Raw genomic sequence first — 12,124 nt, 5'->3', positions numbered from 1 at the left:
GCTCGCCCGCTATTTTCACGGGCGAATCAGCGAGCTCCCCGGGTTCGAGGTCGGCCCGTTTCCCGATCTCTCGGTCGTCACGTTCCGCTATATTCCGAAACGCGGAGATCCGAACGCCTTCAACCAGAAGCTGGTTCAGGGGGTGCAGCGCGACGGGCGCGTGTTTCTTTCTTCGACGCTCCTCAACGGCACTTTTATCCTGCGCGTCGCAATCCTCTGCTTCCGCACTCACCGCGAAACCGTCGATCTGACGATCGACATCCTCCGTGAACAGGTGAAACGCATCGAGGAGGGCGGCTAACGCCACCGGGTTGACACCTCGTTCGCAATAAAAAGCCCGCAAGCTAAAGCTTGCGGCTAGCGGTACCTCGGAGGAATTGGTAGCCGCAGCCTTCAGGCTGCGGGATTTATTCGAGCGATAATACCAAAAACAAATGGAGCGTTCAAATATCCGCTCCAAAAAAGCCCGCAAGCTAAAGCTTGCGGCTACCGGCACCGCGGAGGAGGAACCCAAAAATAAAGCGGTGACGACGTCTCCGCCGCCACCGCTTTTCCCTAGTGCAACAATCCCCCGCTACCCGGCGGGAGAAACTTTAGAAGTAGAACCGAGCGCCGAACCCGGCGTCGATACCCATGCCCGTCCCCGGGGCGAGTATCATCAACGGCGCGACTTCAAGGAACAGGTCCATCGGAGTCCTTGGCACCAGGTAGGTCATGCCGACCACTCCCCTGACGCCGAAGCCGAGGTCCTGGGTCCGGAACAGATAGCTGTTCCTTCCGTCCACGAACAGATAATCCGTTCTTCCGAATCCAAGCGCGCCGCCCACCCCGTAATGCAGAGCGAGTCTGGGCTCGTTGAACGGGTAGCTCTGCCAGAGGTAATCGACGTTGATCCGGTAGCGATCATAGGGCGAGAAACCGATCGACCCGTCGACCGCATTCCGGTCGCTGATCTGGTATTTCCAGGCGATTCCAGTCGGCTCACCGAATACAAACCCCGCGCCAAACCTGCCCCCCTGCTGCGCAAGAACCGGCGTCACCGCGGCAAACGAGAGTGCCAACAGCATGGCTCCGATTGCCAAACTGATCGTCTTCATGAGTTATCACTCCTTTCCGCCTTCCATGTTTTTTTGATCGACGCGCCCGGATGAATTCCCGCGCGGCATCACATTTTTCCGGCGGGTGGTTTGGCGCCATCGATCGATTTGATGTAAACTCAACCCGGCCCCTAGGAGGTAGGGCCGGGTTGGTATCCACCTGAGCAGCGCCAAGGGACGAGACGCTGCTCCTATCCACGCGCTGCGAGAGGGCGCAGCGCAGCCCTTACCGCTATTTCAGAAGCACCATCCTCTTCACATCCGCGAAGGTGCCCGCGGTGAGATGGTAATAGTATACCCCGCTCGGCAGGCGGGAGGCGTCGAAGGCGACCGAGTAGTTCCCGGCCGGCTGGTCTCCGCCGATCAAATCCGCGACCGTCTGGCCCAGAATATTGTGGACCGTCAACCGTACATGTCCATCCTCCGGCAGGCTGTACCTGATCTGCGTCACCGGGTTAAACGGATTCGGGTAATTCTGCTCGAGCGCGTAGCGATCCGGCGCCCCTTTCGAGGCTTCGCGCACGGCTTCAAGCCTCGGTGCGGTTGCGGCGGCTCCCGAGAGCACCCCGGTCCCTCCTGTCTGCTTCACGAAGTACGTCAGCGGGTTGGCGGTCTGCTGGTCGTCGGGATAGACGATCATCGCCTTGCCATCCAGATAGACCGTCGTCGATCCGTACTCCGCCAGGTCGCGGGTTCCTGCCGCGCAGGCCGTCCCCCTCACGCAAATCGGACCCGTGTGAAAGACCCCGGTCGCCGCATTCTCGCTGATGGTGGGGGTTTTCGAGAGCGCGTTCAGGCATTGCGCGAAGTAGACCTTCCACTTTGCGTCCCCCGTCAGATTGCTAGGGGCAGAAGTGGCCCACCACATGATGTCGACTTTCCCGGCGTCCCCTGCGTCGATCCAGGGCGAGAGCGCGGTCTTGGTTTCGATCCCGTTGCTGACCCGGACGGGCTGCGTCCATGTCTCCCCCTGATCGGAGGAACTTGCGAGACAGATACTCTTTCCCGTGGAGTAGACCACATGGAGGTTTCCCCCGCGGTCCACGGCGATGATCGGGAAGACGTTCGCATACGACTCCGTCTGCGAACCCGATTTCACCAACCGGAGGACGAACGAATTTCCCCCGTCGGTGGAGCGCGCGACATACACGTAATTCCCGGGGTGCCCTATGAAGACCGTATAGAGATTACCGTTTCGAGGGTCGATCGCAATGTTCCCCTGAAATTCCGCCTGGACGCCGAGCTCCGGTTTCGTCACCTCGGTCACCTGCGGAAAGGTCAATCCCCCGTCGGTCGACTTCATGCAGAAGATGCTGCTCGTTCCGACGAGGAGCGCTCCGGACTGCGCAAAGGTCAGGTACACCGTCTTGTCGCCGGAGGCCGCGATCCATTGCCGGTCGTCCAGCGGGACGTTCTGCGAGTTGGGATTCGCGACCCATGTGGCGCCGCCGTTCGTCGAGCTGGACATCGTGATGGTCATCGGTTGCTCGATCCCGAAGAGAGAGGCTACGTAGACCCGTCCCGTGGAGCCGATCGCAATATCCTCGTCGCCGCCCCCCACGCCCGGCGTTCTTCCCGCCGTGGCCGAGGCCGCCTGTCCGCCGTCCGGTTGTCCGAGGTAGGCAAACGTGTTTCCGCCGTCCTGCGACTTCCAGACATCCGTCCCGCCCGGCGTCCCCTGGATGGCCGCAACATAGATGTTTCCGGCGGCATCATACGCGGCGCGGGGCTCCAGGTCCTGAACGTTGAACAGGAGCCCGTCCGGTCCGCCAAGGACTTTCGGCTGGGTAAAAGTATACTTTCCGGTTTTATATCTCGCGCTTCGCGCTCCGTCGGCGGGCGGCGGTCCGACCGAGGCGCTCCCCGAGTACGATTCGTTCACCGTCGCAAAGGCGACAACCTGAACATCGTAGGTTCCCGTTGTGAGCTGCCCGAGATCGGCGTCCTCGAAGACGGTCATCCCCTGGGTCGATGAATTGACCGCGTTGCCGGCGAGGTCGTTGACGTAGAGATCGAAATCATCCACCGTATCCTTCCACGCAAGGTGCACCCGGACGGAGTTATTGGGATAGGTGGTGTAATACGAGGCCGGGATGTTCACGGTCAGCAGAAAATGATCGCATGACAACGACGTGCAGAGCACCGGATCGGCGGTGACGGCTGTGTACGGTCCGCCCTGCCACGCGACTGACGGCGTCGCGGGGGAGACCGTTCCCCCCTTCGTCGCCGGGGCGATCGCCTGCGCGGCCCGGACCGCCGCCGCTGCGTCGGCGAGCCCCGCGCCGTATTGCGGATCGGTTCCCGGAACTCCGAGATCACGCGCTGTCTGCTTCAGGATGTCGCGCACTTGCTGGTTGGTGAGAGTCGGATTCGCCGCCCACGTCAGCGCCGCGACACCGCTCACATGGGGCGTAGCCATCGAGGTGCCGCTTTCCTTGATGAAGTCGCCGACCGCGTTGATGAGCGTGACCGTGGGAGCCCCGAGCGCGGCCAGCGCCTGACCGTCGGCCAGCGAGAGGGAAACGCCCGGGATCCAGTCGCGGTTTCGCGCGTCGTCCCTGGCGGTGCCGAGCGTTCCGTTGAAGTTTCCGGCGACATTATTATAGATAATCGCGCCCACAGCGCCGGCATCCTGCGCCTTCTGCACCTTGCTCGCAAAACTGCTGTCTCCGCGCTGGATCAGCGCGATATTCCCGGCCACCTGCGCTGGAAAATCGGACGGCGCCAATCCCTTCTGGCAATTGATCGCCTGCCTCGTAATCCCGGCGGAGCCGGTCAGAGCCGAAAACTCGATGACGTTCGCATCGTACTTGGTGGTCCCCTGCATCACCTTGCTGTCCCGGCCCGTGCCGCGGGGGAACGTCGAAAGGATATCGACCCCCGGGGCGACGATTTCCAGGTCGGCTCCATAATCCGAAAAAGTGGCAAGCGTCAGTGTCTGATCGATCGCGCCGACCGCCATGGGGGCCTGATAGGCCGCGGGATACATCACCACTGGCTCGCCGTCGTTGCCCGCCGCCGTGATGATCAACAGCCCGGCATTGTACGCGTTCTGGTAGGCGAGCTCTTCGGTCGGGCTGTAGACAGGCACCCGGGCGGCCTGCCCCGTCGGAGCGGTAATCCCGAGACCCCCGCCGAGGCTCATGCTCGCGATGTTCATGTGGTTCTGGACTGCCCAGTCGACCGCAGCGAGTATATCCGCGCTTGTCCCGGTTCCGGCGTCGCTGAGCACTTTCAGCGCGTAGATATCGACTTCAGGCGCGACTCCCACGACGCCGACGGAGTTGAGCGTGGCGCCAATAATCCCTGCGCAGTGAGTCCCATGCCCGTGGCCGTCCCACGGATGGGTGTTCTTCGCGACGAAATTGTATCCCCCTTTGTAGCGGTCGACAAGGTCGTAGTGCAGCGAGTCGATGCCGGTGTCGAGAATCGCCACTTTGATCGTCCTGCCTTTCGTCGTCCCCCAGGCCCCCGGGGCCCGCACCGTGTCGATCCCCCAGGGACGGATTTCGGCCTGCGTGGCGGAAGGGACTGCCCCCTTCACCGGCACGACGGCCGGGGAGCCTTGCGCGGTGTGCGTGAAGGTGATATTCCCCAATTGCGTCCCCGCGCCCGTCGGGCTGAACTTGACGAAGAAATTCATCCGTGCCGACGGATTGAGACTCCCGGAGACCGGTGTGACGGTGAAGACGGGGTTGTTCGAGCTCACCGAAGAGATTGTGAACGGCGTCGAGCCGTTGTTGGTGACCGTCAGAGTGTCCGTCTTTGTCTGGCCGGCCTGCAACGTGCCAAAATCGAGGCTCAACGCCGACAGCCCGAACTGCGGAAGGATTGTCAGGAGCGTGAAGTTTCTCCCGCTCCCGGTGTCCGGCGCTTGGTCGATCGGCGCGAGGAGACCTGTCCCGGAGGCTCCGATGAGCTGCGTGGACGAAGCGAAGGTTCCGCTCAGAACATCGCCCGGCTGGGGATTGCCGTTCTGGTTCGGCGCGCCGGAAAAGACGCTGTTCGTCATGAGAAACGTGATGATCCCCTGCGACGTCTGTATGGCGCCGGCGTCGACCGAGCTCTGTTCGCTGTTGATACCGTTGGCGTCGACATAGCCCCACGAGAAGACCTCCGGGCCCGATTCGGGCTTTCGCATCTGCACGAAATACTGATCGGCGGTGGTCCTTCCACCGTTCTGGAGATTGAACGCGACTTTCCAGGCCCCGTTGACCGGAAGCCCGTCGCCCGTCGACGGATTTACGGCGGAGAGATCGCTGACCCTGATAGAAAACCGCAGGTGGCCGTTGTCGGGTTGGTCGATCCAGGCGGAAAGAATGTCCTGCGTGGCGTTCCCCGGCGTCGATTGATCGTTCGGCGGATCGGTGATTTCAGGATCCTGCTGCGTCCCGAGCGCGTAGTAAACCTGGACCGCCTCGACGTAGCTGACGCGCAGGTCGCTCTTTATGGCATTGAGTGAGAGCGCATCCGGCACCCGTACCGCGAAGGCGGGGATGATCCCGTATTGATAGAGTATCGTTGCGCGGTTTCCGGTGACCAGGGCTCGTTCCGCGGCCCCGGGCGCCGATTTAAAAACGACAAAGTACTGACCTGTCACGTCGGCCGGCTGGCGGACGAGCGACATGCCCCCGTAGGTCACGCCATCTTTCGGCTGCCCGGCCAAACCGGCGCACGCCGACAGGAGGATTCCAAGGGCTACCTGTAGTATCGGAAATCTCATGTCCATTCTCCCCTCGATAATTGGATTGGCTGATTTCACGGCGAACTCTCACTTGAGCAACAACATCCGCTTGGTGTCGACGAACGCTCCGCTTCGAACCTCGTAGAAATAGACCCCGGTTGAGAGGAGCGAAGCGTCGAAGGGAACCGAATAGACCCCCTCCTGTTGCTCGGCGTTGACGAGCCTGGCCACTTCCTGACCGAGGAGATTGTGGACCGTCAATTGTACGAAGCCCCGCTCCGGCAGAGAGTACCTGATGTTCGTCACCGGGTTGAACGGGTTCGGATAATTCTGGTCGAGGGAATACCTCTGCGGCGGCTGATTCGATTCCTCCCGGTGCGCCGCGAGCGCCGGCGCAGCGACCGCATGGGGGGACGAAAGCACGCCCGGGCCGCCTGTCTGTTTCAAGAAATAGGTCATCGGGTTCGCCGTCTGCTGATCGTCCGGATAGACGATCATCGCTTTCCCATCCAGGTACACCGTTGTAGAGGCGTATTCCGCGAGGTTTCTCGTGCCCGCTGTGCATGCGGTCCCGTTGACGCAGATGGGGCCGCTATGGAATACGCCGCTCGCGGCGTTTTCGCTGATCGTGGGAGTCTTGGCGAAAGCGTTGAGCGTCTGTGCGAAATATACTTTCCATTGGGCGTCGGGTGCCAGATTATCGGTGGAGGAAGTCGACCACCACATGATATCGACCTTGCCCGCGTCGCCCGCATCGACCCAGGGAGCGATTGCCAGCTTCGCTCCGGGTCCGTTGTTTACTCTCACCGGGAGAGTCCAGGTCGCGCCCTGGTCCGCCGAACTGGTCAGGTAGACGTTCGTCCCGTCGGAGTAGACCACGTGCACGTTCCCTCCCCTGTCGAGGGCGAGAATCGGGAACACATACGAGTACGATATTCCGGGCTCTCCCTGGCGGACGAGTTTCAAAACGAACGACCTTCCTCCGTCCGACGAGCGGGCGATGTAGACCGAATTCCCCGGATGCCCGATGAACACGGTATAGACATTCCCGTTCTGCTGGTCGACCGCAATGTTTCCCTGGAAATCGGGTTGCGTGCCGAGCTGAGGAGTCGTGAGCTGAGTCGCTTGCGGGAACGTGAGCCCGCCGTCGGTCGACTTCACGACCCAGAGACTGTTAGTCCCCTGAAGGTCGACCCCTTCTTGCTGATAGGTCAGATAAACGGTCTTGTCGCCGTAGGTCGCGATCCATTGGCGGTCCACGATGGGAAGGCTCTGCGCCCACGGGTTATCGACCCAGAGCGTCCCGCCGTTCGTGGAAGTGCACATCGTGGCGGCGAGGGGCGCGCCCACGCCTCCGACTCCGGGTACCCCAAGCACCGCTCCCCAGAGCGACGCCATGTAGACCGTGCCCGTCGAGCCGACCGCAATATCTTCATCCCCGCCCCCGGCGCCCGGCGTTCTGCCGGCGAGCGCGGACGCAGCCTGGCCGCCGTCCGGTTGCCCGAGGTAGGTGAAGGAGTTTCCGCCGTCCCCCGACTTCCAGACGTCCGTCCCGCCCGGCGTTCCCTCTATTCCCGCGACATAGATGTTGCCGAGACCGTCATACACCGCGCGGGGTTCGAGGTCCTGGGTGCCGAACAGGAGTCCGTCAGGTCCGCCCAGCGCCTTCGCGGGAGTGAATGTGAAATTTCCATTCTTGTATTTTCCCAGACGCGCGTTCTCCACCGGCGGCGGCCCGACCGTCGCGCTCCCGTTGTACCCGGCGTCGACGGCTGTAAAGGGGATCACAAGAATCTGGTAGGTGCCGGTCGTCAGCTGTCCGAGGTCGACCAGTTCAAACGTCGTGTTCCCCTGACCGGAGCTGTTGATCTGGTTCCCGGCAGCGTCGTAGACGTACATGTCGAAGTCGGTGTTGCTGCTGGCCCAGTTGATCTGGACTCTCACGCTATGGGTCGGGTTGGTCACATAATACGACGCCGGGATATTCACGGTCAGAAAATATTTATCACACGTCATCGATGTGCAGAGCTCGGGGTCGCTGATGATCAGGGTGTAGGCGATGCCCGCGTAGGTGTAGCCGTCCGCGGCGGTGAACGGACCCCCGGTCCACGTTTGGCTGCGGGTCAGGGAAGTCAGTGTCCCCGTCCCCGGCGTGGCTGCGAGGAGAGGATCCGAAAGGTCGAGCGCGATGAAGGCCGCCACGGCGAGGAGAGCTGCAAATCGTAACATGGGTTTCATACTATCATTCCCTTTCCGGCCGGCTCAATTTCCGGTCCTGTCTTAAAGGGTTGGATGGATTGATGGTTTAGTGAAGATTCAGACTTCGGATGCGGCGCGGCGGTCCCGCTCGAAACCCGAGAGCATTTTCGGCAGTTCACGCTTCAGGTCGGTCTTGCAGATGAAACCGTCGACGCCAAGCACTTTTGCGAGAGACTGGTAGGTCCCCTCTTCGTGAATCGTCACGAAGACGACTTTGATGTCGGGGGAGAATTCTTTGATCTCTCTCGCCGCCTCGAGCCCGCTCATGACGGGCATGCTGATATCCATCAGGACCAGGTCCGGGTGCAGCGACCGTGCCTGGAAGACGGCGTCCATGCCGTTTCCCGCGCTCCCCACGATCTCGATCCCGCTCTGGTATCTGAGATACTGAGTCACTTCTTCCCTGAACCCTTCGTGGTCGTCCGCGATCAGGATCCTCAAAGAGCTCATGTCATATTCTCCTTCGCTTAACATACGGCAGTACGATAGCAAAGCAGGGGAAAAGTAACAATCGGGCGAAAGACGTAATCTTGAAAATAGGTGATCCAACGTAGAAAGATACGCTGGAGCGGGGGGAAGGGATGCCGTTTTCGAGGCGGGAGAGGGGGGGGTGGCGGAAGCCGGACCGGGCTAGATCTTCGGCCTGATGTCGACCAGTCCTTTCTGGATCGCGTAGCGCACGAGGCTTGCGGTGTCGTGAATGTCGAGCTTTTGCATCAGGTTGGTCCTGTGGGTATCGACCGTCCGGACGCTGATGAACAATTTGTCTGCGATCTGCTGATTCGTCATCCCTTCGGCGATATGCTTCAACACCTCGTATTCTCTGTTCGTCAGCACCTGGTCGGGCGGCGGCGGGGCGGAATCCTGCTCCGTCGCCCTGCGGATGAATTCCTCCACCATCAATTTTGAAACCCCGGGGCTGAAGAACCGCTCCCCGGCGGCGACGGCCTGGACCGCCATGAAGAGTTCCTCCTTGCCGGCGTCTTTCAGGACATAGCCGCTCGCCCCGGCCCGCACCATTTGGTAAACATACTCCTCGCTCTCATGGATCGTCAGGATCAGCACCCTGGTGCCCGGGCTCTGCCTGCCGATCGTCCGGGTCGCCTCGATTCCGCTCATTCCCGGCATGGAAATATCGAGGATGGCGATATCGGGCTTCAGCTTCGCCACCTGCAGGACGGCTTCCTCGCCGCTGGCGGCCTCCCCGACGACCGAAAACTCGTCGGATCCCTCGAGCAATTGCCGTAGTCCGGTACGAACAAGGCTGTGGTCGTCCGCAATGAGAATCTTTATTTTTTTCATCGGTGTACCGGAAATTCAACGGTGATCGTCGTGCCCTTGCCGGGCGTGGATTCGATTCGGCATGTCCCGCCGAGTTCTTCGGAGCGCTCACGCATGCTGATCAACCCCAACCCCCTGCTCGAGTCCTTCTTCAGATGCACGGACGCGGTGTCAAAACCGGAGCCGTTGTCCCGGACCTGCAGCCGGACGGTATCGCCCTCCAGCCCGAGACGCACGCGAACCTCCGACGCCCCGGCATGTTTCCCGACGTTCGAGAGGGCCTCCTGCACGATCCGGAAGAGGGCGATTTCGACGTGCGGCTCGAACCGCCCCATCTTCGCGTCCGCCGGCTCAAAGAGTATCTTGATGTTCTGGATTTTGCCGATCTCCTCGCACAGCAGCTTGAGCGCCACGATGAGGCCGAAGTCGTCCAGGACCGAGGGATGCAGGTTCGACGAGAGCCGCCGGATCTCGATGATCATCCCGTCGATCTGTTTCTTGAACTGGTCCAGTTTCTCCCTGGTCGGCGCGTCCTGATTCTCGAGGGTGTCTTCGAAGACCTCGATGTTGAACTTCATGCCGCTCAGCCGCTGCCCCAGGTCGTCGTGCAGCTCGCGCGCGATCCGGCGGCGTTCCTCCTCCTGGGCGCGCTGCACTTCTATGGCGAAGCGGCGCAGATCCTCGTTCCTCCGGCGCGACGCCTCGTCCAGCCGGCGCTGGAGGTTTTTTTGCTCCGTGATGTCGCGCGCGATTCCCACGAACGCGACCGGCGTCCCCGCGTTGTCGCGCACGATGGACGAGCTCATGACGATCGGAAAGGTTTCTCCGTTCTTCCTGACGTTCAGAAGCTCCCCGGTCCACCCGCCCCGGAGCGTCTGCGCGTTGATCTCCTCCGACAGGCCAGGCGGATTGTCCGGAGACCGGACGATCGTGATATGTTTCCCGATAATCTCGGCTTCCTCGTAGCCGTACACCCTCAGAAACGCGGGGTTGACGGAGAGAATATTGTCCTTCATGTCGGTGATCGTCACGCATTCCTGCATGCTGGTGATCGTGTGGGCAAGCATCTGGATCCTCCGCTCCGCGATCTTGCGCTCGCTGACGTCGCGAAAGACCCCGAGGAGGAGCCCCTTCCCGTACTCGAGCTCGAAAAAGGAGTGGATCCCTTCGATGTAGAGCGTCTTGCCCGAATGGAGGGTGATCAGCCGCTCGACGTGCGGCTCGATCCGCCGCCGCTCGAACCGCTCCCGGTAGTTTCTCAGCATCTCTTCCCGGTCCGCTTTGCCCGAATAGGTGACCGTAATCGGCCTCCCTGTGAGCTCGCTCTCCTTCATCCCGGCCATGGCGCAGAACGAACTGTTCACCGCGACGATGATCCCGTTCTCGTCCGTCAGCCGCATGCCGTCCGTGGAGTTCTCCCAGACGGAACGGAAGCGGATCTCTGATTGCCGGAGCGCCTCGTCCGAGCGCTTCAGCTCCGAGATGTCGCGCGCGAAATGAGCGAATCCGACCGTCTCCCCCTCGTTGAGGATCGGGGAAACGGACAACAGGCCCGGAAACCTCGAGCCGTTCATGCTGCGGAATTTGACCTCGGAGAGGGCGGACGAAGGGAGTTCGGGAGCGGCCCGGTAGGCGTCGAGGAGCACCCCTCTTCCCTCGTCGACAAAATCGTAAAAATGAAAACGGGTGATGGAATGGTCCTCGGTCCCGATCTTCTCCTTGAACGATTCGTTGGTGAAGACGATGCGCCCGTCGGGGTCGGTCACCGCGAGCAGCCCTCCGATCGTGTCGAGAATCGCCTTCGCGCTCGATTCGGGCGTCAGCGACATGAGCTGGAACCGGACGACGGCGTAGGTGACGAAGGCGACGGTAATCGTCGAAGAGATCTCGGCGATGCGGATCATCTGGATCCCGAGAAGGGGAAGGAGTCCGTCGATCAGCGAACTCGGCAACAGCGGGATGACGACCCCGAGCAGGACCAGGAGGGCCTGGCGGCGCTCTCTCCGGAACCGCCCGGTCATGAATTTCTCGTAACAGAGGTAGAGGCCCCAGAGAAAACAGGATTCAAGCCAGAGAATATAATAGAGAAACCCGTCCGCGGGCGTCGAGGCGTACCCCCAGGGAAGCCGGATGACGTGGGTGATGTGTCCCGTGAATTGCAGGCCGGAGAAGACCAAGGCGGGGCCGTAGATAAAAAGCGGCGCCCACCACCTGCGCAGGACGCGCTGTCTTTCGGTGAACACCAGCGTGAAGTGGAGAAAAAAGGCGGGGAGCATCCGGAGCCCGATTCCGAATATCCGGTTCATCATGTCGGCGACGTCGGGCTGATCGGTGGCCCGCAGGATGACTTCTCCGAACCCCCACCAGACGAGGCAGCCGGTCGCCAGAGCCCAGACGCGGTTCACCGGACTCCGGGGATCCTTCAGGAACACGAAAATAGCGTGAGCGGTGTTGGCCAGGGTGGCCATCAGGCTGATCAGAGCGTAAAAACTGAGCGTGATGGTGGCCTGATCCAGCGACATGGAAGTTAGACCCTCGAGAAAGGCGTGCAAATTCGCGACCCTCCCGTCCTCACAGCTTGCTCAGGGAAGGTTTCACCGCGATTTTTGCAAAGGAACCCCATTGCGGTTTGTCGGCGTGATGAGTTGGTGCGTCCAAGGCCCGGTTGAAAAATGTAGCAATTCAGGCGGTGAATTTCAAGCCACTTGACAAACACCGGGAATTTGCCTATTATCCAAGCGCTTCGATTCCTCAAGCCCGACATCGAGCGATACCCCGAAGAACGGTCTTTTTTCTTCCTTTG

7 protein-coding genes are annotated in these 12,124 nt (G+C 61.2%); 1 reads left to right on the top strand and 6 read right to left on the bottom strand.

Annotation, left to right across the window (positions count from 1 at the left end):
* A partial coding sequence (locus VI215_10315) for an amino acid decarboxylase (protein ID HEY6192702.1) occupies positions 1-301 on the top strand: 301 nt, incomplete at its 5' end.
* Positions 302-593: 292 nt separating this feature from the next.
* On the opposite strand, the gene VI215_10310 is transcribed toward VI215_10315, so the two are convergent.
* The 6 genes from VI215_10310 to VI215_10285 form a co-directional block, all read right to left on the bottom strand.
* Positions 594-1,097 (bottom strand): hypothetical protein, encoded by a 504-nt coding sequence (locus tag VI215_10310; protein HEY6192701.1) that lies wholly within the window; start codon positions 1,095-1,097, stop codon positions 594-596.
* Positions 1,098-1,329: 232 nt separating this feature from the next.
* Entirely contained in the window at positions 1,330-5,820 is a 4,491-nt protein-coding gene (locus VI215_10305) for a S8 family serine peptidase (GenBank protein HEY6192700.1), read from the bottom strand.
* A 48-nt stretch (positions 5,821-5,868) separates the two neighbouring features.
* Positions 5,869-8,019, bottom strand: coding sequence for a T9SS type A sorting domain-containing protein (locus VI215_10300; protein HEY6192699.1), 2,151 nt, complete (start codon positions 8,017-8,019; stop codon positions 5,869-5,871).
* A gap of 78 nt (positions 8,020-8,097) precedes the next feature.
* Positions 8,098-8,490 carry a response regulator transcription factor gene (locus tag VI215_10295; protein HEY6192698.1) on the bottom strand — a complete coding sequence of 131 codons (393 nt, stop codon included), beginning with the start codon at positions 8,488-8,490 and terminating at the stop codon, positions 8,098-8,100.
* Between the two features lie 180 nt (positions 8,491-8,670).
* Complete coding sequence (locus tag VI215_10290) at positions 8,671-9,342, bottom strand: response regulator transcription factor (protein HEY6192697.1); 672 nt, start codon at positions 9,340-9,342, stop codon at positions 8,671-8,673.
* Positions 9,339-11,843, bottom strand: a complete 2,505-nt coding sequence (locus VI215_10285; protein HEY6192696.1) for a PAS domain S-box protein — start codon at positions 11,841-11,843, stop codon at positions 9,339-9,341. The genes VI215_10290 and VI215_10285 overlap by 4 nt, the downstream gene beginning before the upstream one ends.
* Between the last annotated feature and the right edge of the window lie 281 nt (positions 11,844-12,124).

It is taken from the genome of Bacteroidota bacterium (assembly GCA_036522515.1).
Classification (GTDB): domain Bacteria; phylum Bacteroidota; class Ignavibacteria; order UBA10030; family SZUA-254; genus VBOC01.
The sequence above is the reverse complement of the archived record's forward strand: the minus strand, read 5'-3'. Positions and strand labels throughout refer to the sequence as shown.

Excerpts from the sequence above, each read along its gene's own strand:
- VI215_10285 (HEY6192696.1), bottom strand. The coding sequence starts at position 11,843 with ATGTCGCTGGATCAGGCCACCATCACGCTCAGTTTTTACGCTCTGATC.
- VI215_10305 (HEY6192700.1), bottom strand. The coding sequence starts at position 5,820 with ATGAGATTTCCGATACTACAGGTAGCCCTTGGAATCCTCCTGTCGGCG.
- VI215_10310 (HEY6192701.1), bottom strand. The coding sequence starts at position 1,097 with ATGAAGACGATCAGTTTGGCAATCGGAGCCATGCTGTTGGCACTCTCG.
- VI215_10295 (HEY6192698.1), bottom strand. The coding sequence starts at position 8,490 with ATGAGCTCTTTGAGGATCCTGATCGCGGACGACCACGAAGGGTTCAGG.
- VI215_10290 (HEY6192697.1), bottom strand. The coding sequence starts at position 9,342 with ATGAAAAAAATAAAGATTCTCATTGCGGACGACCACAGCCTTGTTCGT.
- VI215_10300 (HEY6192699.1), bottom strand. The coding sequence starts at position 8,019 with ATGAAACCCATGTTACGATTTGCAGCTCTCCTCGCCGTGGCGGCCTTC.